This is a genomic window from Gardnerella sp. KA01002, from assembly GCF_049244015.1.
GTDB lineage: Bacteria > Actinomycetota > Actinomycetes > Actinomycetales > Bifidobacteriaceae > Bifidobacterium > Bifidobacterium vaginale.
In genome coordinates this window covers 46985-71618 of record NZ_CP058365.1, presented here as the reverse complement: position 1 = coordinate 71618, position 24634 = coordinate 46985, and the positions used below count along the sequence as shown (strand labels likewise).

24 protein-coding genes are annotated in these 24634 nt (G+C 40.0%); 8 read left to right on the top strand and 16 right to left on the bottom strand.

Features of this window, described 5'->3' with window-relative positions; translation table 11 throughout:
• Nucleotides 1-318: 318 nt before the first annotated feature.
• The 3 genes from HXT60_RS00295 to HXT60_RS00285 all read right to left on the bottom strand — a co-directional run bounded on the left by HXT60_RS00295 (nt 319) and on the right by HXT60_RS00285 (nt 2765).
• Nucleotides 319-933 (bottom strand): DUF624 domain-containing protein, encoded by a 615-nt coding sequence (locus HXT60_RS00295; RefSeq protein WP_020760800.1) that lies wholly within the window; start codon nt 931-933, stop codon nt 319-321.
• A 147-nt stretch (nt 934-1080) separates the two neighbouring features.
• Nucleotides 1081-1914: a carbohydrate ABC transporter permease gene (locus HXT60_RS00290; RefSeq protein ID WP_421791110.1), complete on the bottom strand. Its 834-nt coding sequence runs from the start codon at nt 1912-1914 to the stop codon at nt 1081-1083.
• A complete protein-coding gene (locus tag HXT60_RS00285) occupies nt 1911-2765 on the bottom strand; it encodes a carbohydrate ABC transporter permease (RefSeq protein WP_014554297.1) in 855 nt (284 codons plus the stop codon). Before HXT60_RS00285 ends, HXT60_RS00290 begins: the two co-directional genes overlap by 4 nt.
• 349 nt (nt 2766-3114) lie before the next feature.
• Between HXT60_RS00285 and HXT60_RS00280 the strand changes: the two genes are divergently transcribed.
• A complete protein-coding gene (locus tag HXT60_RS00280; protein ID WP_014554296.1) occupies nt 3115-4134 on the top strand; it encodes a LacI family DNA-binding transcriptional regulator in 1020 nt (339 codons plus the stop codon).
• Between the two features lie 239 nt (nt 4135-4373).
• Here HXT60_RS00280 and HXT60_RS00275 read toward each other — a convergent pair whose 3' ends face one another.
• Both HXT60_RS00275 and HXT60_RS00270 read right to left on the bottom strand, forming a co-directional pair.
• Nucleotides 4374-5717, bottom strand: coding sequence for an ABC transporter substrate-binding protein (locus HXT60_RS00275; RefSeq protein ID WP_014554295.1), 1344 nt, complete (start codon nt 5715-5717; stop codon nt 4374-4376).
• 154 nt (nt 5718-5871) lie between these two features.
• Nucleotides 5872-6630, bottom strand: a complete 759-nt coding sequence (locus HXT60_RS00270) for a histidine phosphatase family protein (protein WP_004138413.1) — start codon at nt 6628-6630, stop codon at nt 5872-5874.
• Nucleotides 6631-6813: 183 nt separating this feature from the next.
• Here HXT60_RS00270 and HXT60_RS00265 point away from each other — a divergent pair, with 183 nt between their 5' ends.
• Together HXT60_RS00265 and HXT60_RS00260 are read left to right on the top strand one after the other, a co-directional pair.
• Nucleotides 6814-7398: a hypothetical protein gene (locus HXT60_RS00265; RefSeq protein WP_004112904.1), complete on the top strand. Its 585-nt coding sequence runs from the start codon at nt 6814-6816 to the stop codon at nt 7396-7398.
• Between the two features lie 73 nt (nt 7399-7471).
• Nucleotides 7472-8287, top strand: coding sequence for a nitroreductase family protein (locus HXT60_RS00260; protein ID WP_065189505.1), 816 nt, complete (start codon nt 7472-7474; stop codon nt 8285-8287).
• 47 nt (nt 8288-8334) lie between these two features.
• Here HXT60_RS00260 and HXT60_RS00255 read toward each other — a convergent pair whose 3' ends face one another.
• Complete coding sequence (locus tag HXT60_RS00255) at nt 8335-8601, bottom strand: hypothetical protein (protein ID WP_421791107.1); 267 nt, start codon at nt 8599-8601, stop codon at nt 8335-8337.
• Nucleotides 8602-9072: 471 nt separating this feature from the next.
• Here HXT60_RS00255 and HXT60_RS00250 point away from each other — a divergent pair, with 471 nt between their 5' ends.
• A complete protein-coding gene (locus HXT60_RS00250; protein ID WP_415697209.1) occupies nt 9073-10602 on the top strand; it encodes an aminotransferase class I/II-fold pyridoxal phosphate-dependent enzyme in 1530 nt (509 codons plus the stop codon).
• A 142-nt stretch (nt 10603-10744) separates the two neighbouring features.
• Here HXT60_RS00250 and HXT60_RS00245 read toward each other — a convergent pair whose 3' ends face one another.
• The 6 genes from HXT60_RS00245 to HXT60_RS00220 form a co-directional block, all read right to left on the bottom strand.
• Nucleotides 10745-11803, bottom strand: a complete 1059-nt coding sequence (locus HXT60_RS00245; protein WP_004113759.1) for a LacI family DNA-binding transcriptional regulator — start codon at nt 11801-11803, stop codon at nt 10745-10747.
• A gap of 29 nt (nt 11804-11832) precedes the next feature.
• On the bottom strand, nt 11833-13212 hold the full coding sequence (locus HXT60_RS00240; protein WP_004138409.1) for a glycoside hydrolase family 13 protein: 1380 nt from the start codon (nt 13210-13212) through the stop codon (nt 11833-11835).
• A 32-nt stretch (nt 13213-13244) separates the two neighbouring features.
• A complete protein-coding gene (locus tag HXT60_RS00235) occupies nt 13245-14066 on the bottom strand; it encodes a carbohydrate ABC transporter permease (protein ID WP_004112888.1) in 822 nt (273 codons plus the stop codon).
• Complete coding sequence (locus tag HXT60_RS00230) at nt 14066-14971, bottom strand: carbohydrate ABC transporter permease (protein ID WP_004118115.1); 906 nt, start codon at nt 14969-14971, stop codon at nt 14066-14068. Before HXT60_RS00230 ends, HXT60_RS00235 begins: the two co-directional genes overlap by 1 nt.
• A gap of 84 nt (nt 14972-15055) precedes the next feature.
• Complete coding sequence (locus HXT60_RS00225) at nt 15056-16327, bottom strand: ABC transporter substrate-binding protein (protein ID WP_014554287.1); 1272 nt, start codon at nt 16325-16327, stop codon at nt 15056-15058.
• 207 nt (nt 16328-16534) lie between these two features.
• Nucleotides 16535-16660 (bottom strand): hypothetical protein, encoded by a 126-nt coding sequence (locus HXT60_RS00220; protein WP_004113751.1) that lies wholly within the window; start codon nt 16658-16660, stop codon nt 16535-16537.
• A gap of 463 nt (nt 16661-17123) precedes the next feature.
• Between HXT60_RS00220 and HXT60_RS00215 the strand changes: the two genes are divergently transcribed.
• Nucleotides 17124-18386 carry an MFS transporter gene (locus HXT60_RS00215; RefSeq protein WP_421791104.1) on the top strand — a complete coding sequence of 421 codons (1263 nt, stop codon included), beginning with the start codon at nt 17124-17126 and terminating at the stop codon, nt 18384-18386.
• Nucleotides 18387-18430: 44 nt separating this feature from the next.
• Here the strand turns inward: HXT60_RS00215 and HXT60_RS00210 are convergent, their stop codons facing one another.
• From HXT60_RS00210 to HXT60_RS00195, 4 genes are read right to left on the bottom strand one after another with little or no spacing between them, the layout of a single operon-like run.
• Complete coding sequence (locus tag HXT60_RS00210; protein ID WP_004113747.1) at nt 18431-18955, bottom strand: hypothetical protein; 525 nt, start codon at nt 18953-18955, stop codon at nt 18431-18433.
• Between the two features lie 27 nt (nt 18956-18982).
• Nucleotides 18983-20194, bottom strand: coding sequence for an ABC transporter permease (locus HXT60_RS00205; protein WP_004118109.1), 1212 nt, complete (start codon nt 20192-20194; stop codon nt 18983-18985).
• Nucleotides 20178-20888: an ABC transporter ATP-binding protein gene (locus HXT60_RS00200; protein ID WP_004113744.1), complete on the bottom strand. Its 711-nt coding sequence runs from the start codon at nt 20886-20888 to the stop codon at nt 20178-20180. Before HXT60_RS00200 ends, HXT60_RS00205 begins: the two co-directional genes overlap by 17 nt.
• Entirely contained in the window at nt 20885-21787 is a 903-nt protein-coding gene (locus tag HXT60_RS00195) for an efflux RND transporter periplasmic adaptor subunit (protein ID WP_421791102.1), read from the bottom strand. The genes HXT60_RS00200 and HXT60_RS00195 overlap by 4 nt, the downstream gene beginning before the upstream one ends.
• 476 nt (nt 21788-22263) lie before the next feature.
• Here HXT60_RS00195 and HXT60_RS00190 point away from each other — a divergent pair, with 476 nt between their 5' ends.
• The 3 genes from HXT60_RS00190 (at nt 22264) to HXT60_RS00180 (ending at nt 24625) form a co-directional block, all read left to right on the top strand.
• Nucleotides 22264-22935, top strand: a complete 672-nt coding sequence (locus HXT60_RS00190) for a response regulator transcription factor (RefSeq protein ID WP_004113741.1) — start codon at nt 22264-22266, stop codon at nt 22933-22935.
• The gene (locus HXT60_RS00185; protein ID WP_004113739.1) at nt 22932-24092 is read left to right on the top strand and encodes a hypothetical protein; all 1161 of its coding nucleotides are present in this window, start codon (nt 22932-22934) and stop codon (nt 24090-24092) included. Before HXT60_RS00190 ends, HXT60_RS00185 begins: the two co-directional genes overlap by 4 nt.
• Before the next feature lie 161 nt (nt 24093-24253).
• The gene (locus tag HXT60_RS00180) at nt 24254-24625 is read left to right on the top strand and encodes a hypothetical protein (protein ID WP_004112863.1); all 372 of its coding nucleotides are present in this window, start codon (nt 24254-24256) and stop codon (nt 24623-24625) included.
• Nucleotides 24626-24634 lie beyond the last annotated feature (9 nt).

Sequence of the window (24634 nt, the reverse complement as noted above, 5' to 3'; positions counted from 1 at the left end):
ATAACAATAAAAATAACAAAAAAGAAAGGGTGAAAACCTTTATAAATAAAGCTATTTAGAGTATAATGAAAGGGCATGGTTATCTGTTAAGAGTAACTTGTTTCCCTCCCCGACATGGTGTTAGGATTTGCGCATAGTTGCACATTTAAAGCACCTTGTAATGATGTCCCAAATGAGGCGAACATCCATGATGGTGTTCGCCTCATTAATTATTCTGCAGAATACACGATTACCTAGTTACCCGCGATTACCTAGTTATCCGAATACCCGATTACTTGGTTACATCTAATTCTCGGGTTACTAATGTCAATTCACAAATCACTTACCACTTGTTTTAACGTATTTTGCAAACACGCGTTCAAGCAGCGGAGTGTGGAGCATAATCAAAGACCCCCATCCAAGCAAAATCAACAGCGGTAATCCTTGCAAAAAATACTTTAAAGATAAATAGACAAGCGCAAAAAATACAAAGTCAAGCAAAACCATCATAAAAGTGGTTGCAATGTAAGATACGCTAAAAATCAACGAATTAATCAAAGTTCTACCAACAGAATTTTCAAATCTTGCTTGAAGAGCAAACACCCATTGAGCAACCAAAACCCATAAAATACTGATCGCAAACTTTATTATTAAAAGTGGCGTAAGCTGCAGAAAAATCCAAGACCCTACAATTGCCAGAAGAATCGGAAGCAAAATTATCCAAATAATAGTAGATTTAACAAAATTATTTTTAAAAGATTTAAAATAGATTGAAGTTGTGTGCGCTTCTCCGCGTTCAATCCTTCTAGCAGTTTCATGAGCAGCTGTAATAGAGGCGCCAATCGTTATAATCGGAATACTAGTAATAATCATTAAAATGGTAAGCCATACTGCATCTGCAAACGATTCCATTCCTTGAGCAAACTTTGAATCGGGGCTGCCAAAAGAAATCATTACAACCACTCCCGCATAGTTAAACGCAATCTAAAACAAATCTAAAATAACAATACACTAAAAAATACACTTAAACACAAATGATGGTGGAAGCAAAGTTTTGCAACCACCATCATCATGCAACCGAGGTCCGAAGGAGAAAAGACCTCAGCCTTTTACCGCACCAGCCATAACGCCTTTGATAATATACTTTTGGCAGATGAGGTAGAAGATAATAATTGGAAGAATGGCAAGAACCAAGCAGCCCATCATGGCACCCATTTCAACGGAACCATAACCACCCTTCAAATATTGAACTGCAATCGAAACAGTCTTATACTTGTTCAAATCCAAAGTTAGGTAAGGAAGAAGGAAGTCGTTCCAAATCCACATTGTTTGCAAGATAGAAACGGATATAATTGCAGGTCTCATAATTGGAACAATAATCTGGAAGAATATGCGAGGCACTGAAGCACCATCAATCATTGCGGACTCTTCCAACTCCTGAGGAATACCCTTCACAACGCCCGTGAAAATAAACACAGCCAAACCTGCGCCAAAACCAAGGTAGATAATCCACAATCCCCAAGGGGTGTTCAACCCAAGCTTTGTAGTGATGTTGGAAAGAGTGAACATAACCATCTGGAATGGCACAATCATATTGAACAAGAACAATACGTAAAGCAGTTTTGCAGCCCAATTGTTTACTCGCACAATCCACCATGCGCACATCGAAGTGCACAAAAGAATCAGAACCACAGCGCCAATCGTTACAACAATTGTCCACCAGAAGCTCATCAACAAATTCGTGCGATTAATGCCAAGAATGTAATTATCAAAACCAATAAACGACTTTGGAGTAAGTGAAAATGGTTCGCTAGCAATATACACCTTTGACTTAAAGGAGTTCATAAACACTAACGCAATTGGGAAAATCCACAACAAACTCACTACAGCAAAAAGCGTGGTCCAAAGCACAGGATGCTTAGTCTTCTCGTTCATGCTGCCACCTCCTTAGACGTTGTCAACCTGTTCTGAATCAAAGCAATTACAGCCACAATGATGAAGAATATGACTGCCTTTGCCTGACCAACACCTTCACCATTGATTCTTCCGTAGAACGTGTTGAAAATGTTCAATGCCAACATCTCCGACTTTCTGGAAGGAGCACCATTAGTCAACGCCAAGTTTTGATCGAACAGCTTGAATCCGTTTGTAACAGTCAAGAATGTGCACACTGTAATGGACGGCATCATAAGAGGAATCGTAATCTTAAACAGCGTTTGCGTTGGGCTTGCGCCATCAACAGCTGCCGCCTCAATAACATCTCCTGGAAGCGCCTGCAAACCAGCAATGTAAATAATCATCATATATCCGATTTGCTGCCAGCATATCAAAAGAACCATGCCCCAGAATCCGTACGTCGCAGAATACGTAATAGCACGACCAAAGTAGCCTAAAATACCATTAAGCACTACTTGCCAAACATAGCCCAAAACAATGCCACCAATAAGATTTGGCATAAAGAACACTGTACGGAATAAGTTTGAACCTTTGAACTTCTTTGTAAGCATATACGCAATTGCAAAAGCAATAACGTTAATAACAACTGTTGTTACAACAGTAAAAGCAGTTGTGAAAATCAACGAATGAATAAAATGAGGATCGCGCAAAGCCTTGCGATAATTGCGAATACCCACAAACTTTCCATCCGTAACAGTATGGAACTTAGTAAAGCTAAGATACACACCCATCACGAACGGCACTAAAAAGCCGATTACAAAAGCAGCAAACGTTGGCAAAGCGAATAACGCCCACCATTTACGTATTGCTTTTCCACTCATATTAATCATGACTCGTCACTTTCTCCTCCTTGAGTACGACGCTTGTACGAGCGTCGACGCCCGAACCAATACTTTTATATTACTACATGCAACAGCAATGTCAAACGTTGTCATTTTTTGCATGTCGTTACGCGATGAAATTAAAATCAAATGTGAAGAAAATCCCTATTTTTGGCGATTTTGCAGCAAAATCTGCTATTATTATTTTTATTGCAAACGTTTGTGTATAAGAGGCGCAATGAACATTGATGTATGCGCTGCTCATATACTATCGTTGAAGATGATTGAATGATATTAATGAAGACATTAATAAAAATATTGATGAAGATATTGATGTTGTGCGAATAAAGGAGTTCACATGCCGGCTAATATTCAAGATGTTGCCAACGAAGCTCACGTATCAGTATCTACTGTTTCACGCTCATTTACACGACCAGACTTAGTTTCCGCAATAACTCGCGACAAAGTGTTGGCTATTGCAGAAAAACTAAACTTCTCAATATCTCGTTCTGCAGCCGCTTTAAAATCTGGCAAAACTCTAAGAGTCGCACTACTAATGAGCGACAGCATTCGCCTGTGGTTTAGCGCATCCATAATACAAGGATTGAATCAGGTTCTTCACCCAGCAGGATACGATCTATCAATTTTCCAAATATCAAGCAGCCAAGAACGCGCAGAATTCTTTGATATGCTACCAACTCGAAGAAATGCGGATGCTGTAATAGTTTGCTCATTTGACGTAAATAAGTCGGAAGTTGCTTCATTAAAGGCAACTGGCGTACCGGTTTTAGGCATAAATTGCTTATATCCTATGGACTGCGATTTTGACGCAACAATTAATATTGACGACAATCAGGGCGCGAGGCTTATGGCTCGCCATCTTATTGGATTAGGTCATAAAAACATAGCTTATATTCGCACAAATCGCGATGTTTCCCTGCATTTCAGCGTTTTACAACGTTATCATTCGTTTATTGACGAATGCAAGATTAACAATATTACGCCTACCGAAATCGTAGCTCCAGAAGGTTTAGACCGCATAAGTTCAATAGTTTCATCGCTTTTAAGCAACAGTAGTATGCCTACTGCAATTGCATGCCAAGAAGATGGAATAGCAATACCTTTAATGTTCCAGCTTTCTAGGAGTGGATACAATACTCCAGGAGATCTTTCAATTATTGGTTTTGACGACAGCTTCTACGCTAGAGAAACAGGACTTACAACTATTAGACAAGACCCTGTAAGCATGGCAGTAGATACTGCAAAAATGACTTTATCTTTAATTAATGGAGATTATTTAGATGAAAGTCGCAGATACATTACGATTCCAGCACAGCTAATTGTGCGCTCGAGTACATCTCAACTTGACGCAGCTTAGTTCAAGTACCATTTTAAATGCAATCTTAAAATACTATTTAAATATCAGACTAAGTCAGCCTAAATTCAAACAAAAGAGCTTCAAACCCCTAAGGCTTGAAGCTCTTTTGGTAGGCTATTAATGCACTGTGCTAATGCAATTACATCAACAGCCCAATCTTAAATTATCGTTTTAAATTATGTTCTTAAATTATGACTTTAATTTGTAATCAAGTTTAAGCCAAATAATCAATATTCAGATTAATCCTGATCTTCGTGAGTCTGAGCAACTTCCTTAGCCCAATTGTCAACGAAGGCGCTCTTAACCTTATCCCACTTGCCAGTGCCCTGAGCATACTCAAGCAAAGCGGAGCCAAGATCGTTCTTCCAGTTGTCAGATGGCATCATAGTGAAGTTCCAGCTTACAGGAGTCTTACCAGACTGAGCATCTTCAACAGCAGCAGCAGTCAAAGGATTCTCAGACTTCATATCAGCAAAGCTCTTGAATGGAGTGGTGAAGCCCATCTTCTTAGACATAGCTTCCTTGCCGTAATCAGAGGTAAGAACCCACTTCAAGAAGTCCTTAGTTGCCTTCTTGTTTGCATCCGAAGTCTTATCGTTAATGCACCAGTAGTTCTCGGAGCCAGTAGCCAAGCCCTGCTTTTCTTCGCCCTTAGCACCAATGTAGATTGGGAGCATGCCAAGGTCTTCAGCCTTCATGCCAGCCTTCTGCAAGTCGGTCCAAGCCCAAGTACCATTCTGATAGAACACAGCCTTGCCAAGCGAGAACTCAGAGTTTGCATCCTCGCCAGTCTTAGAGCTGAGCTGAGTTGCAGGAGTGGTGGAATCAGTAATGTAAAGATCAAAGATCTTCTTGTAGCCGTCAAGGAACGTGCCCTTAATCTTTGCTGGCTGCTTAGTTACCTTGTCTGCCTTGAACTCGTAGTACAGAGGAATGTTTGCAAGGTGAGTCTTAAAGCGCCAATCAGAGCTGGAATCGAAGCCAGCAGAAGTGAATGCGCCATCAACACCAAGTTCACTCTTACGAGCCTGAATGTCGTCAGCAACAGCCTTAAGCTTATCGAAGGAGTTAATCTCTTCAGCAGACTTTACCTTTGCATCCTTAAGCTCAGTGTACTTCTTAAGCAAAGCTTTATTGTAAATCAAGCCGTAAGTTTCCATTGCGTATGGAACACCAACAACCTTATCTCCATCCTTAAGAGCAAGATCCTTGTTCTGAAGCTGCTTGTAAAGCTCCGTATCCTTAAGATCTGCAGTGTAATCCTTCCAAGACGCATATCCAACAGGACCATTCACCTGGAAGAGTGTAGGGGCTTCATCACCCTTGCTGATTTCACTCTTAAGAGACTGCTCATATGTACCAGAAGCAGCGTTCTGGACCTTTACAGGAATACCAGTCTTCTTGGTATATTCCTTAGCAACTTCCTTCCACTGATCAGCAGATTCTGGCTTGAAGTTAAGGAAGTAAACCTTACCCTTGTCGGAAGAATCCGAAGAGCTGGAACCACATGCAGCGAGCGCACCAAATGCCATCGCGGAGCAAGCTACAAGCGCAATTGTTGACTTAATTGTACGATTCATCATCGAACCTTTCTCCTATGCCGTCGACCCTACTATGAGCCGCCGCACCCCTAGGTGCCCTTTTCGACAATTTTTATTATGCCTCAAATGCAAAGATATTGCAAACGATAGCAGTGTTGATATGATGGCGTGTCGAATAATCTGCAACAATCACAAATCAACAATTCCAGCGAACGATTACACGATCTCCCTTATAAGTTCCAAGAGCGCTGTAATGAGCAGTGTCTAGTCGCAGCAACCGCGCTTGAGACGCATCAACGCCTAACCATCTCATAGCTAAAATTCTAAGAACATGCGCGTGTGCAACAATAATCACATCCTTGCCGCTTTTAAGTTTTGGTAAAACAGAGTCGATTATTTTTTGCGTTCTATCAGAAACATCCTGCAGACTTTCCCCATTGCAGCGTACGACTTTCACCGTTTCACCACTAGGAAGAGACTCTTCACAAGAATCCGACATAAACTCTGGAAGAGCCTTAGGACCATCTCGCCAAACATCCCACGATTCTACTCCGCTTAACGCGGAGACATCTTTTCTAGTTCGCCCTTCTGCACACCCATAATCCCATTCAGCTGCGTATTCTAACGGCGTGCAATACGTAAAACCCGCCAGTTGAGCTGTTTGACGAGCACGAACAAGAGGGCTTACAAACTGGCAATCCGCATCAAAACCCTTAGGAAATGCTTGTCGAATGCGCTCACCAGCATAAACTGCTTGCGAACAACCAATTTGAGTAAGCGGTATATCCGTTCTGCCTGTATGCTGACCTGATTCGCTCCAAACAGTTTGTCCGTGACGCAAAAGAACAAGTCTTCCCTCTGGAGCTCCGCCACAAGTTGCTGGAACATCTTGAATCTCGTACGAATCTCCGCTAAATGAACCACCATTAACGTCAACGTCAATACTGTTCAGCATAAATCCACTCCGCCTTAAGCACCGCCAACAAGTCAAAAATCTACGCTTGGTGCCTTAGCGCAAATCTAAACCCATTACTTACAAACTGGCTCCACTGCCATATTCGCTCGCTTTTATAACACTTTTATAACACTTTTACATGTCAATTACTAATTGGTATTTCGCTACCATTACCATAAAAATATGACGTTAACCCAAAATGATTCACGATATGATTCACGGAATGATTCGCAGCACAATTCACGACAAGACTTTTCTGGTCAATTTTATACCGAATCTTCCAACGCACATGCAGATTATTGTGCGACTCATAATGCGTCTCGCAGCGCAACCCGCAGCGCTTCAAATCTTACAATTAAGCGTTTAAACAAGGTTAACGATAAAGCTATTGCATTAAGACAAAAAAGACTTAAAAATCCTGACACTTTGTTAGATATGATTGCAAAATCTGCAATTCCTGCAATTGTTACAATGGTCGTAGGTAAAGTCGCAGAAATCGTATGGAAGCATTACGTAAAAAACAATAAAATGCACAAAATCGCGCAAAATAAACAATTTGAGAAATACAGAAAAAATAAAAGTAGCAAAAATAAAGACGTAAATAGGGAAGACTATAAAAAAATCAGTAAAGACAATAAACAAGAAGATTCTTTGCTCATGAACCTCGGGCTTGCGATTTTTAGCGCAATATTAACAACAGTTGCAGGTAGATACACAAATCGCGCGGTACTATCTGCAATTAAGAAAAGGCAAAGTCGCAGAAAATAACAAGAAAAACAAGTATTTTAAGTAGTCTAAATAGCATAAATATTTTTAAATAGCATAATTTTAAGGAAATAAAATGACAGAGTTGCAACAAAATAACGATCAAAACAACAATAAACAGATTGAAGAAAATAAAACAATTCAGACACTTCTAAATCGCAGATCTATACGCGCTTTTAAAAACGAGCCGATTAGCGAAAATATTGTAAAAACGTTGGAAGCAGCAGCACAGCGCGCAGCTTGTAGTCAGTTTTTAAACGACTGGTCCGCGATTAAAATCACTAGCAAAAATCTTAAACAAAAGCTTTCCGAGCTTGGAAATCAAACTTATATAGCCACAGCGCCACTTTTGTACGTATTCGTTATTGATCAGCACAGAAATGCTGCTATAGCGCGCAAAAATGGCATTGATGCAGACGGAAACGATTTTACGCTTAAAACAGGATACAGGTTCTCACAGTCGCAGAACGATGCAATTCTTGCACTGCATGCTATGGAAACAGCTGCAGAATCACTTGGGCTCGGATGCGTAATCCTTGGTTCAATTTTGAACAACATTCCCGATTTAATTGAACTTTTGAAGTTGCCAAAATACACGTATCCAGTACTTGGGCTTGCGATTGGCGAGCCAGACCAAAGCCCAGAGCTAAAGCCGCGCATGGACTCGAGCATGCAATTCTTTGAAAATGAATACCCTAGCAGCGATGATGTTTTGCTTGAAAAACTTGCAGAATTCGATGAAAGAGTGCATAAATACTACGATTTGCGAAATGCTAGCAAACCAGTAGACGCGTTCAGCGCACAAATCGCAAAGCTTGCTGTAGATTCTGGCGCCAAAAACCATAGTTGCGAATCGCAGCTTAATGCGCAAGGATTTACTTTTAAGTATTGATTTATTGATTTGCTGATTTTTAGTGTTAATTATTTAGCATTAATTATTTAACGAAAACGCGGCTTATATCCGCGTTTTCTAGACTTAGGTTTGGTTGTTTCAAATCGCGAGCGCATATCGCAATACTTACGAATTGCAGGATTTGAATGCGTTAAATGCCAACTTCCGCAATAATCGCATTTATAAACCCATAATCTTGCTCCGCGCTCTCTAAGGCTTTTATCCGCTGCCATAAGAGCCTGCCCTTTATTGGCATACATTATTTTTTGGGTAGATTCACATCTGCGCGGAGTAAAGAAATACATGTAACTCATGGTAGCACTACAGCAAACTGCGCAATTATTTGTGGAAAATATATCAAAAATGTACCAAAAATATATCAAATTTGACCCATTTTTGGCACAAAGTCAGCAGCTTCTTCCCGCATTTGTTGTCGTAATAGCCAATTCGGAAAACAAACGCGGGAGGAGTGCTCTCGCGGATTATCCGTTCGAGCAGTGCTACAAACACGCTACAAGATTGTGAATTGCGCAAAATCGTATTCCAACAAATCAAAATAAGTTCAATTTAATGTCTTTTTAGTTCAATTCTTAATTATTACTCAGCCAAAATTTGGTCAAAATTCAAAATAAATTCAATTCTAGGCTTGCAAAATGCTTTTTTATGCGTAAAATTGTCTTTTAATCGCCTCAAAGTTCAATTTATAGCTTCTATTTTGAACTTTGTTGTAAGTTTGTTCAATTTAAGAATGCTGATTTTATAAGCTTCTATAAGAAAGACGGATTATGGCACAGAATTTTGCAAACGACCTTAAAAAGGCCATGAAAATCAAAGGATATAAGCAGATTGATGTAATCGATCTTGCAGCAAAAAGCGGCCATAAGCTTGGCAAAAGCCAGTTAAGCCAGTATTTAAGCGGTAAAACTGAGCCACGCAAAGACGTGCGAGATATGCTTGCACAAATTCTTGAAATTAGCGACTACGGAATCAAAGGTGGGCATTCTTGCGCAAAAACCGCGCAAAAGGCGCAAGCAGATTGCAGCGAGCAGCACGAGGAAAATCGCCCATTAACAGAAGATGAGCTTTCCGAAACACTCAAACATAGAAACTTCAACAAATCCACCAAACTTGAGCACGTGCTCTACGACGTTCGAGGCCCTGTTGTAGAAGAAGCAAACCGCATGGAAGCAAACGGAACGCATATTTTAAAGCTCAACATTGGAAATCCTGCGCCTTTTGGATTCCGCGCTCCAGACGAAGTGATTTACGACATGCAACAGCAGCTTATTGACTGCGAAGGCTACTCGGATAGTCGCGGACTTTTCTCCGCACGCAAGGCGATTATGCAATACGATCAACTTAAGGGCATTCCAGGCGTGCAAATGGAAGATATTTACACTGGAAACGGCGTTTCCGAGCTGATTAATCTTTCTATGCAAGCGTTGCTTGATTGCGGCGACGAGATTCTTATACCAAGCCCAGACTACCCGTTGTGGACTGCGTGCGCGAGCTTGGCTGGCGGCACTCCTGTGCACTACATGTGTGACGAAAAGTCGCATTGGTACCCAGATATTGCCGATATTCGCTCTAAAATCACACCTCGTACTAAAGCAATCGTGATTATTAACCCGAATAATCCTACAGGCGTGCTGTATAGTCGCGAAGTTTTGGAAGAGATTGTTAAGATTGCGCGCGAGTTTAATCTGATTATTTTTGCGGACGAGATTTACGATCGTCTTGTTATGGACGGCAAAAAACATGTTTCGATTGCTTCTCTTGCTCCAGACGTGTTCTGCGTAACTTTTAGCGGACTTTCTAAGTCGCATATGATTGCTGGCTTCCGCATTGGCTGGATGAGCCTTTCGGGAGATAAATCCAAAGCTCGCGACTACATTATGGGGCTTAACATGCTGTCTAATATGCGCTTGTGCTCGAACGTTCCTGCGCAATCTATTATTCAGACTGCTTTGGGCGGATACCAGAGCGTTGAGAAGTATTTGGAGCCGGGCGGACGCGTGTATGAGCAGCGCGAGTATTGCTATAACGCACTTCAGGAGATGGATGGCGTAAGCGTCGAGCGACCAGATGCTGCTTTCTACATGTTTGTAAAACTCGATTCTGCTCGCTACAACATTCACGACGACGAACAGTTTGCGCTTGATTTGCTGCGCGACCAAAAGTTGCTGATTGTGCACGGCAAAGGCTTTAATTGGCAGACTCCAGGCTACTTCCGCGTAGTCTACTTGCCGCGCTTGCAAACGCTTCGCGATGCAATGGGCAAACTCTCCAGCTTCCTCTCCTACTATCGCCAGTAGAAATCATAATTTTTGCATAAACAAAAAATTACGATTAATTCTGACCCTATTCAAGAAATTATGCATATAGTGCCACGCTAAAAAAACTTAACGTGGCACTATATTTTCATAGGAGGAAGGAATCAAGTATTTACTACGCAGCCTATTCTCTTATAGATGCTGCTGGGCCAATTGACTCACGCAGCAGCACAGTAATAGGTAGGCATACGTGACGGGATGATGCTCGTTCATACCCAGCATTCAAAGTCTCTACTATATATTCAGCAGCTAAACGTCCTTTAGTTGTGACAGGCTGTTTAACTGTTGTCAACGGTGGGTTACTACATGCAGACTCATCTATATCATCAAATCCTGTAACAGAAATATCGCGTGGAATTTGTAAACCAGACTGTCTAGCAGCGTCCATTACTCCAAACGCAATAACATCACTAAAACAGATGAATGCAGTTGGTAATACAGAATTATTTTGTTTTATTTGTGCAAAAGCTTCTTCTCCTCCAGTACGAGTACATGGCACTTCAATAACATTTTTCTTATCGACCAGTGGAGCTATTCCATTCTCTTCTAAAGCAGAAACCACACCATCAATACGGCGACGAATTGTTCCATGCCAAGAAAGATACCCATCATCATTGCCTGATTCTGGAGAAATCACCACAAAATTGCGATGACCTAATGAAATAAGATGCTCAGTTAATTCTTTCATAGCGCGCGTCTCATCAATATTGATACTCGGAGCCTGGCTATGTACTTCACTGTCAACAATCACAAATGGCTTTCCTTGCTGCATAAGCGCTTCAACTTCACCACGATCTTCTTCTAAACCAGTTACTATAAAACCGTCAACGGCAGCATAAGGAATTGCTTTTAACATAGAATTACGAAGTGGAGGCACTAAAAGAAGCGTCAATCCCTCTCGCTCACAGATTTGCCCAATACCCTGAATAAATTCCGAATAGTATGGGTTTTCTAGCACTCGCCCTAATTGCTGTGGTAGTAACAATCCCAAACTATTTGTCTTTTGAGTTCGCAGCATATAAGCAACAGGATTACGCACATATCCTAGTTCCTTTGCAACTGAAAATATGTGTTCTACAGTTTCTGACGATAAGCGATCAGGAGTATTATACGCAAAGGAGACAGCAGATTTAGAGACACGCGCTGCATCAGCAATATCCTGCATTGTAATTTTCTTTCCCATGCTTCACACTTCTTACTTCTACATTATTTTTACTGTTGAGCCTGCAATACGATCATAGAATTATCTTTATTAGGGCGCCAACTATCTCCAACAGTTACACCATTTATAATTCGCCAATTATGATTTTGCAATTGTTGAGGTAGCTTCGATGAATTATACTCTAATAAATTACTACGTGAAATAATCATCAAAAGAGATTCTTCCTTATGCTCTCGCGAAATAATGACAGTATCTCCATCAACAGCGTAACAACTTTGCGTACCCCTTCGCAACGCAATATGATCACGTCGCAATGCATTTAATTGAACAATTGTACGGAATATTTCAGCATTTGTATCAAGACTATCCCACTGCATGCCAGAACGGCACCCTGGATCATTATCGCCAACCATACCAAGTTCATCACCGTAATAAATCATCGGAGCACCTTCGCAGGCAAACATGCAACAGTAGGCAGTTATGCAATCCTCAGTATTATTTTGATGCGCAGTTAAAACACGCTCAGTATCGTGACTACCCAACAAATTCATCATCCCATGGTGATATCCATACGGTATGCGCTCCTGCAGACGGTTAATACCGTTAACAAAATCGTATGCATTGAATCGCTTTGTTGCAGTAAAACCTAAAACTAAATCACGCAGAGTATAATTCATTGTGCTATCGGTAGTGTCTCCTTGCAACCATTGAGCAGGGTCTCTCCATTCTTCAGCTATCAAACATAATTCTGAATTTTTTGATTTAACAACTTGCCTAAAATCCTGCCAAAATTCTGGATAAATAAAATATGGAACATCAAGACGATAACCGTCGATACCTTGATCAATCCAATATTTCGCAACATTAAAATGATGCTCACGCACCTTTGGATTAAACACATTCCACTTCGGTAGATATTCACAACCAGAACAGGTTTTATAATTAGGCACAGGCAATGACTTAACTGGAAAGTTTTTCACTGAAAAATAATTAACATATTCTGAATTCTCTTCATTTTTAACAACATCTTGAAACATCCAATGAGTTTTACCACAATGATTTAAAACTGCATCTAGTACTATACGTATATTCCGCTTATGCGCTTCATCTACCAATGTATGGAAATCTTCAAGAGTTCCTAAAAGTGGATCGATTTTAAAATAATCGTTTGCGTCATAACGATGATTTGTTGCAGCAGAAAAAATTGGATTCAAATAGAGCGCATTGCAACCTAAATCATGAATATAATCAAGTTTTTCTGTAATTCCAGCAATATTACCACCTAAGAAATTCTCACGCGTAGGCTCAGCATCCCATGGATCAAGCGGCACATGACCTTCAGTTAGCATACCGTAGCCTTCACAACGATAGAAACGATCAGGAAAAATCTGATAAAATCTTGCATCAGGCAACCACTGTGGTATAGACATAATAAACCCCATCCTTAATTTTTCTACAATTTCTAATCTTTCATACCAGTATTGGCAATTCCTCTAACAAGCGCACGTTGGAAGAAAAGGAACACAATAATACTTGGTATTGTTGCAGTCAAAGTTCCTGCCATCAAATAATTCCAAGAGGTTCCGTAACGCCCTACGAAGGATGCTAAACCAATCTGAATTGTACGAGTTTCATCCGTATTCGTAACCAATAACGGCCAAAGGAAATCATTCCACGCAAAGAGAAAACTAAAAATACCAAGCGTCGCAAACGCTGGGGACGACAATGGAACGATTACTTTGAAGAATATTCCAAACCTGCCACAACCGTCAATGCGCGCTGCCTCATCAAGCTCTCGAGGAATTGTTGCAAAATATTGGCGAAGTAAAATAATGCCAAACACATCTGCAAGTCTAGGAACAATCAAAGCATACAGCGTATCAACCCATCCCAAATTAGCGACTATCTCATAAGACGGAATAACAATCACAAAATTAGGAATCATCAATGCAGAAAGCAGCAGAATGAATATTGTTTTCTTCAAAGGAAATTCTAATCGCGCAAAAGCGTAGGCGGCAAAGGCATCAAATATTAAATGTCCTACAACAATTCCTACCGTCATCAATAGCGTATTCCAATAATATTGCGCAAACGGCGCCGCTTGCCAAGCGTGAATATAGTTTTCCCAATGCCATGATGTAGGAAAAATTGAAGTATTCGTGTATGTTTCAGCACGCATTTGCAAAGAAGTAGTGAACATCCACAAAAATGGAATGATTACTGTTGCTGAACCTAAAATCAGAATCGCATGACGCGCCAAACGCGACCATAATGATGACTTCATTATTCTTCTCCTTGTGCTCCAGAAACTTTCCATTGAATCATCGTCACGCCTAGCACTAGCGCAAGCGTAATGAACGCTATTGCTGTTCCATAGCCAAAATCACCGAGCTTGAACGCATCACGATACATCATCATGCCAAGTACTTCCGTGCCTCCGCGAGGACCGCCACCAGTGAGCATGTATGCAAGGTCGAAGGATTGGAAGCTCGTTACTAATGCCTGAACTACTACAAAAAACGTCATTGGAGATAGCAATGGGAAAGTAATCTTCCATAATTTTTGCCACCCAGTAGCTCCATCTAATGCAGCTGCTTCATACACGCTTTTTGGCAATGCTTGTAACGCAGTTAAATACAAAATAGCGTTAAAACCAATATTTTTCCACACGGTCAAAAGAATTAATGCAATAAGCGCAAGCCAACGATTTTGTAACCAATCTGGTCCGTGTATATTGAATTTCATCAACACACTGTTCACGAATCCAGAAGGATCGAGCATATATTTCCACACAATGGCTGCAGCCACAGAAGATGTAACCACTGGAAGGAAGTAAATACTACGATAAATACTCCTACCTCGTATAGGCGCATCAAGCAAAAGCGCGAGCAACAATCCAGTCAGCACACTTAATACACATACACCAGCAGCATAAATAACCGTTACCATTAAGCTATTGAAAAACTCAGGATCTTGGAAAAGACGAACATAGTTTCCCAAGCCAATAAATTTCTTTTCTGGAGAGAATCCATCCCACGATGTTAGTGAAATATATACAGCAGACAACACAGGGTACAGCACGAAACCACCAATAATAAGCACTGCTGGCAACAAGAATACCGCAGCACATATTACTTGATCTTTCTGGTAGTGCCTGTGCGCAGACTTGAGAAAATGACGTTTTTTCATTACATACTCCTTGATGCAAAGAACCCCGATAGCTGAGTCAACTTCATTTCCTTTGACCCAGCTATCGGCACAGTATTTATGCAATCAGCCTTTGGCAATCACGTCGTTAACTGCCTTTTCAGCATTCGCAAGCGCTTCGTCAACACTCTGCTCTCCAGCGAAAGCCTTCTCCACAGCCTTTGCAAATTCAAAGGAAATCTTTGGATACAATGGCGTATTTGGACGTGTATGAGCAATCTCCATTTGTTCCACAAACGGAATTAAACGAGGCTGTTCCTTCTTAACCCAATCCAAATACTTATCAGACTTTGCAACACTCTTCGTTACAGGAAGCATGCCAGTCTTTTGCGACCACTTGATCACCTGTTCTGGCTGCAAGAACCAGTTCAAGAATTCGCCAGCAGCCTTGGCACGAGCGTCAGAATTATGGAAGACGATTGCTTGTTCACCACCGAGATTAGTTGCTTCCTTGCCATCCTTTGGATGAGGAGCTTTCGCTACACCGAAATCAAATGGTGGATCTGGCGCCCAGATGCCAACCATCCAGCTACCTTCCTGAGCAGAACCACCCTTGCCCTTTTCAAATTCGCCCCACTTAGCATATGGGCTCACTCCGCTCTTTATAAGATCTATCCAGAAGTTCATAGCTTTCTTGCCTTCTGGCGTATTGAATGCAGCCTTAGAATTATCCTTTGTCAAGAATTCGCCGCCAGCTTGCCACAAGTTGACCTGGAAGTTCCAAGTTAAACCTTCGCCGTTATCTCCTGCTTGAGTAAGCAAATCATACCCTGGCTTGCCTGTCTTTTCCTTGATCGTCTTTGCAACTTTCTTCAACTCATCCCATGTTTGTGGTGGTTTGTTAGGATCTAACCCAGCTGCTTTATAAACGTCCTTGTTGTACATGTACGCAAGATTATTGGCAGTAACTGGCACAGAAACTTGTTTGCCGTCAATATGACCATAGTCAATCAATGCAGGAGTCACATCATCGAGCGTTTTCGAGCTAATAACCTTAGAAAGATCAGTCAAATTGCCCATTTTTGCAATCTGTGGCACCCATACCAAATCACTTATAGAAATATCTGGCAAGCTCTTCGACGAAGCCGATGCACGAAGCTTCGTCATAAAATCAGAGTTCGGGACGCTCGCAGTCTTAATCTTAATATTTTTATGCGAAGCATTAAAATCCTTCACCATTGCATCAAAGGTATCGGCATTAGCGCCATCCCAATAATGCCAAATGGTAAGCTGTGTTGAGCCATTAGCGTCGGATGATTTTGCACTACCACACGCACCTGCGCTAATAATCATTGCAGCAGCACCGATTAATGCACATATTTTTGTAAGTTTCTTCATTGTAACCTTCTTTTTATCTGCATATGTTAACTTGCACTCATTTTGCATTTAGAAAATGGGTGACGAACTATTCTCTAAAGCATCAGAAAACAAACTAGTAATTTTTTTATTCTTTGTTGTATGACTACATAACAAGCAAACAGTTTTTTAATTGCCGCAAACACTGGCTCATATAAATCTACATGTCATGTTCACACAGACACCAAATCAAAAATGCACGCTTGTTTCTACCTCCTCCCCTCCAACTCCGAAGACATTATCTTTAGATACCCACTGTTTGTCATCAAGCAATGCCTTAAATTGGAACTTTTTACCTTTAGGCATTCTCTCCATTTCAGTCTCCTTTGAACTGCAATGCTAAACTCTTGTAAATCAATTTACTACATTGTTAAACAAACGTCAATACCTTAAAATAATTACACGTTATCTACTTACCGCGCTTGCAAACGCTTCGCGATGCAATGGGCAAACTCTCCAGCTTCTTCTCCTACTATCGCCAGTAGTTATATATCTTGTTTGCAAACTGCAGCAATTCGAATCACGACACAAACAACAAAGCGCAAAAGTAAATACATTTCGGAGCATTTCGGAGTAAAACACCACAATAAACACAAAGAAAACCCAACAAAGCTATACGAGAGTAGGGCTCAGCACAGTTAAGAGTAGTTAAGAGTAAAACACTGCAATAAAACACTCATTTCACTCACAGTCCAGAAAAAGGTGTATATCAAGAGGCATATATCATTCAGAATATGAAAGACATTCATAACATGAAAGAAAGAAAAAAGAGAAGGAAATGAACGCTGCGGCACGGATTCGCACAACTCTTATTATTGCCGTTTTATCGCTTAATACTTTTCTTATAACAAGCTGTAGATTTGGCGTAAGCCTATATCTTTTAATACATGTCGACTTATCTCACGCAGCGCTTAACGCAGTGTCCGTAGCACTTATGACCTGCATAGCAGCACCGCTTGGTGGAATTATCGCAGATAAATATCCACCAACTAGATTGTTTATAGCGCTAACGGTCTGTTTTGCCTTGTTGTGTACTGGATACGGTTTCGCTTTAGTAGCACAGCATAATCTTATTGCAACTACGGTTACACTACTCGGCATAATATTCGGATTCTTTACTGCATTTTCTTCGCCTAATCAAAAAGTATTAATGGCATATAGCGCGCCAACTGGCGAAAAAACCAAATTTTTAGCAAGCATGCGTATGTGGATTAATCTCAGCAGGCTTGCTGCACCAGCGATTACTGGCATATTTGTTGATATATGTAATCCGCTCATTTTCTTTACGAGCATTGCTGTTGTGATGATACTAGCGGCGCTACCTCTACTGTTAGTTAATCTAAACCAGCAAGCACAAAATAGCTCAAACAATACGAAGACAGGAAGCAATAAAACTGCTGGTTTTGCAGCTTCTTTACACTATATGAAATCTACACCATGGTTAATAGTCTTAGGAGTAGTATCAGCATTACAATCTGGATCATGGCTTGCCGCATTCAGACTAATGGGAGCACACCATTGTCTCACACTTTTTCATTCGGCATCCACGTGGGGTTCAATAGTCAGCATATTTAACATTGGCATGATTGTAGGTTCGCTATTATGCAAATACATTGTGCTGCATTATGAGATTTTATACTCTATTTTATTACCTGGATTCCTTTCTATTCCTTTACTTATTTTCGCACTTAATAACTGGATTGCTCTTTTTCTTTGCTCTGCTTTCATTGCAGGTATTATTTTTGACGCAACTATTGTCTATGGGCAAACAGCTCTTCTCGATGGCATACCGACACACATTCTCGGCGCGACTACTACTTTTACTTCTATTATGGAGCAATGCGGCATTATCGTAGGGTATGCAAGCGTACTAGCATGGGGAAATCTAAATTCATCATTATTCATAATGATTGCAGCTGGCGTAATACTTGTTTCAACAGGTATAGCCTTATGGATTATTCAAGCTCGTAAACAAACATACCCATCAATGCTTACCAAAGATTATTGGACACCATCAACATGGGTAAAAAGAAGCATATAACAAGCTATTTAGCGCGTAAGCACAATAAAGCTATACAAATGCAATTACATCACAGGACAATTAGTTTGCACATCCTGTTGGAATCCTGACGGATCTCCTAGTTTTGCTTTACGCATGTGCTCTTTGAAAAAGTTTCGCGTTGCATCATCACAACGATCTGGACCCATAAACGGCATGCTAGGCACTTTTTCAAGCTCATGCAAAGCTTTACTTGCCGCTTGTTCATCACTAGCATACGTGTCTAACCATTGCCGTTCCCAAGCACACTGATAATAATTAGATGCTTGCGTATCACCATATCCACTCTGGAACTGAGCGTCTTTTTCTTCTCCAACCAAGTTTGCAGGAGCTTTATATTTTTCAGGCCAACTAAGCTTTGCCACAGATTCCTGATATTCCTTCTCTATATGAGCAAAATCAACAATCTCTCTCGGCGAACTATTTTGCGAGCGCGCGCCACCCATACCACTCGCATTATTGTTGCCTATTCCTCCACACGCATTAAACATAAGAAGCGCACTAAGCACACCAACAATAAGAGTTGCTTTACCAATAGTATGATTATTCATTATTCCTTCTTTCTTATTTTTTGAAAATTAACGCAATGCTAATGCTGGTTGTAAACGTGATGCTTTTATTGCCGGCACCACACTTCCAGCAAGCGCTGTAATAAAAGCCGCAATAACAGCTCCAATAGCGGCTTCATATGGGTAAACTGGCGGACTAACTGGGCTTGCTGCATCCCAAAAACTTGATGCTATAGACACAAGTCCAAAAGAAACAGCGACAGCAGCAATCGAAACTATCAGCGCTAAAATAATCGCACTTCCTAACACGAGTGAAGCAATAGACCATCTAGTAGCACCCAAGGCTCTGCGTATAAGCAGTTCATGTGTGCGCTGCTCCAACGATGCTAAACCAATATTGATTAAACCTAGCGCGGAAACAAAAAGCAATAATGCTGCTACGATAGCAAAACTTAATTGCAATACTGTTATAACATTCTCGTAATCATCACTATTATCATGTCTTCTAATTTCGTTTACTTGTCCACCACAACAGTCGTAAAGAGCATCTGAAACATAAGATTTAATTGATTTTTGAGAACGATTTTCTTTATTCAACCAGTAGATTGAGCCTTGAGCTTCTTTTCCAGAATATTCCCAAAGAGTTGGAGCATAACGTAATAATCCTAGAATATTCACGTATACTTTTGCTGAGTCTACGCCATCGTTCACAACTCCAACAATCCTTATAGGACTCATTTGTGTTGTTTTGCGAGAAGTAATAAATGCTACTTCACCAATCTTGTATCTTTTGCTAGCAGATTGGTTTACTACCATTTCTAATGCGTTGCTTTTAGCGCTATTACTAAACCATCTTCCACTTACAATAGGTAAGTTATAAACTTTGTTGTATCCTGCCGTAGTGTAAACAGCGTCAGCATATTGAAGATTGCCAGTCTTATATTCTTTGCTTATTTTTACACTCTTCGAGGCTGGCATAGAAGCGCTAAACAGTAGTCCAGTGTTTGTTTGTAGCATAACGTTAGCGTTACGGTTTGCGGATTCAATGCGATTTAAGAATTTGTTAAATACTGAATATTCGTCAAAATTTTGTGCTGAAAAAGTAATCTCGTATGTTGGTCTACGACCGTTTAGCTGTTCGTTAGTTGCAATAAGATAGTCCTTACCAACCGTGCCGATAAGCACTGACGCAATAACGGCAATGATGCCGATAAACATTGAAAAACCTGTGAGGAAGGATCTCATAGGAGACAGGCGCAAATCTTTAAGCAGCATGATCATAAAGAACACCGCCTTCCATAGTAAAAATGTGAGAGCAAGAACGAGCCACTTTCATATCATGAGTGACTAATAGTAATGTTGTTCCAGATTCTTGAACACGATCATGCAACACTTGAAGCACTTTTTCTCCCGTACTACTATCGAGCGCACCAGTTGGCTCATCGCAAATAAGTAATTCGGGATTAGTGACGAGAGCACGCGCTATCGCGACTCTCTGCTGTTCACCGCCTGATAGCCTTCCAGGGTATTCGTTTAGTTTATCTTGCAATCCAACATCACATAATGCTTCTTCTATAGTTTTTCTTCTTTTCTGCTTGCTTTGTTGTAGTCCTGCGTATAAAAGCGGCAACTCAACATTTTCTCTAATGCTTAAATGCTTAATAAGCGAATAGTTTTGAAAAACAAAACCAATATTTCGAGCGCGCATATGCGATACTGTAGCATCACTACACTTTTGGATTGATTTGCCAAAATAATAGTATTTTCCAGTAAAATTTTTATTCAAAAATCCAATAATAGAAATAAGACTTGTTTTGCCGGAGCCAGACCTGCCAACTACCGCGTATGTTTCACCTTGATTAAGTAACATAGAAGCAGAGTTGACAGTGGTAAGCCATTCGCCATTGCCTAGTTTTACACGCGCTGACACGTCTTGTAGTTCAACCAGCGGAACAGTATTGTTCTCCATAATCATTGCACTCCTGGAATGAGATTAGGAGAAACACCTGCTACAACATCACCCTCATGCAAACCAGACGTAATTTCAATATTAGCGCCGTCACTGATTCCAAGACCAACTTCTTTACGCTCCCAATTATCGCCTTTCTTGTATGATACTAAGCCTTTTTGGACTCTTCCAGCAACCGCACTAACAGGCAGAGTTAGAACCGATTGTTTATGCTTGCCATTAAAAACAAGCGTCGCATTTTGACCTGATTCTACTTCTGTGCTTTTATCTATTAAACACGTTAAAACTTTTGACGATACACTAGGCGTACTTTGCGCACTCGACTCATCTGTTTGAGTTGAATCAGCATTATCATTCTTGCTACTACCCGAAGCTGCAACATCTGTAGAAGTTCCACCGCTTTGTACTATTTGCAAACAATTGGTTGGCCCAACACCATCTTCAACTTGGAAGCGACCTTTAACATCTGCAATATCCGCAGAACGAAGTAAAGCTTTTGCGTTAAGGCTTATTGAAAAACCTTCATATTTAAGAGTAAATAGCGGGAAAGATTTAGGCACGTCCGCAGATGATTCAGCCACTGACACAACTTTAGCGTCTACTGGAGCAATAACTTTGTTACCAGCATTGTAGCCTAGAACACTTCCAGCTTTTACAGCACTTCCTGCTTTTACCGATGGAGAAAAATTCCCTCTACTTACAGCAGTGATAACAAAGGTAGATGATTGTTCTATTGTTGCTTTACCCGACACAATTTGTGTTAAAGGCTGTTTTTTGACTGAAACAAGTGGAACTGAATCATGTTGTGCTTGCTGTTGACTATTATCAACTGCGCTACCAGAGCATGCAGTAAGCAAACACACTGGCATAGCAGAAAGCAAGAGTACTTTCGTAAACTTACTCATAACACAAATCTCCTTACTCGCCAAACTCGTAGACACATAGTATGCGTCGAAACAAGCCTCTCAAACTGATCCAAAATAAATAAAGTGCTTGATAATGCTACAATTAATGCTTTTATGATTGACACTTTATTGAGGATTTCAGCTTTTGCTTAATAGCCTATAATCGCCGTAAAGAGTTTGCATCACACTAAATGATGATTTTATTTATGATTTTTGGAGCTTGCGTAATACCAGAGAATGATTTGTTTTGCATAGAGTTTATATGTTACTGAACAATTTATTTGCTTATAACCTCAACCACATTGTGATTGAATCACTAAACTTTAAGCGAACTTATTCGCTGCGGAGTAACCCCCGTAAGCTCTCAGTGCCTACCTTTATAAGATTACCTTTGTAAAGGTTTTCCTAGACAAGATATTCATCATACAAATTCAAGTACTATTATTACTTAAATAATGCTTTTCTGAAGGAGCAATATGATAGCAAAGCATATTACTGTTGGCATTGTTGATGATGATTGTTTTTGTCTACACGGCCTAAAAACATATATTGAACAGGTTGTTCCGTCCTGCAGTATTTGCTGGTTATCCGCGTACGCCGATCAAGCAATTCAATTTTGTCAAAATCAATGCCCAGACGTGCTGCTAATTGACATGTATATGTCTGGGGTTTCGGGAATTAAAATATTATACGAATTGCGAAGAAGATACTCACTCCCAATAATAATTGCTATAACTTCATTCCCTATAAACGATTATGCTTTAAAAGCATCAACAGCAGGCGCGCAAGGCATTGTTGGAAAGAACCACCCAGAAACTATTTGCGCCATGCTTAGCAGTATTGCCAATGGCACGTTCAAGCCACAAATAATAGGAGATCTTCATTTTGACGACACGACGACAGCATTTCAGCGTTTGCAAAATAAGCCAAAAAATGGACGCCTTGCTTTAACGAATCATGAGACTGAAATTATAAAGTTGTGCAGTAAAGGCATGACTAATGCGCAAATCGCCAAACGTTTATTTGTTGAAACTTGTACTGTGGAAACTATCCTTCGTCGCGTGTTCAAAAAATTGAATGTGACAAATCGTTCACAACTTATTACTACATGGCTGCATGATGAATATTTAGGAAATGATACACAATGATTATTTTCTTAATGCGTCGTTTACGAGAAAAGCTTATTGACAATAAAACATTTTTACTATTGGGATGTTTGTCGAGCGCAATGGATGCATATATTTACTCAAATAGCGACAATAGCACAATACAACTTGTCATAGTTTACATGATTCTTGCTGCTATAAATCTGTTTCTTTGCTTGCTCCCGCATTTTATGAGCATGTGCTATATTTTTGTACATCTCAGCATTCTTGTTATTCCTAGTCTGAATCTTCCACCAGTAACTTTCGGGCTCATCATATCATTTGTTTTTATTTCGTATTTATATCCGATTCAATTTACACTACCTTTATTCTTAGTAATAGATGCATTACACTACGTTGCATACCGATACCTATCAACTTTGTCTTTCAAGTATCTTATTGCTTACCTTTTAATAAATATATTTTGCGTTTGCACTGGTATTATTTTGCGCATTTCTCACCAAAAAATGGTTCTTTATGAAAAAGATAAGCAAACAATTAATAATCTTCATCTGGCTGTGCGAATGCACGATAGATTAACTAATAAGATTGCAGATATTGCACTACAAAGTAAAATAGCATTACTTGACAAGTCTATTTCTAAAAAACAGCGAAGTGCTATTGAGGCAATAAATGATTTGGCAGATCAGGCTTTTGAAGAAGGACATAATATTATCGACATTCTACGTGGAAATACTGCTAAGCAAGATGCTCGAAGCGAGTTCATTCAGCACATTGAAGATACACTACAAATGAACGACTCAATCAATACATCTTGTGGATTAAAAGGAAGATCAATATGCAACATATCTAGTAACGATATTCCTGAAGACATTAGCAATGAAATCATCTGTGAAGTTATTGAATTAATCGAAGAACTATATTTGAACATGCGAAAATATGCTTCTTTAGTTTATTACATCAGAATTTCGATACGCGAAAAACAAATTGTTATAAAACAGTTCAATGTTCGATTTTTGGGCGGGAAAAGTAAAGATGCAATTCGCTCAGTATCTCAAAAAGGACTTTTGCTTCATCGCGATACCATAAAGCATTTAGGCGGTTCACTCTATTTTCGAGCCTTTGGTAAGTATTGGGAATGTAATGCAGTTATTCCTTTCAAAAATGAACATAACTGTATAGATAGTATGGCTTACTGATTCAGTTTAAAAGATTAATGAATCTTAAGCAGTTTTAGATAGTAATTATTTGTAAAGGTTTTCCTAGACAAGATATTGTTTACCTTTTAGCACGCCATTAATTTATAAGTTGTAAAGGTTTGATATACACAATTATTTTCTTGTATTAGAAGGAGAAGAATATGAGTAATTTAGAAGATACAAAAGCACAAATTCCATCCGTATTTTGGACAATAGCCAATGGTGTATTTCTTGCTAGCGGAATTGCGCTGATTGTAATGCGTAATGATTATCTATGGGGAGTGCCTCAAATTATCGCTGGATTATTTGGTCTTGCAACCATGTTTCTCATTAAAAAACCGTGGTGCGCTCAACTATATTTTATAGTATCTTCACTAGCCGTAATAGCAAATGGACTTATGGAAATATTCGGCATAATCCACGGATCTGGATACGGTTATGTTCCGCTGATTATTGGCATAATCGTGCTTTTATTTATAGGCCTTGACAAGGATGAAAGTTCAAAAGCTCTTGGAATTGCCAAGAATAAATAAAAGCATTAG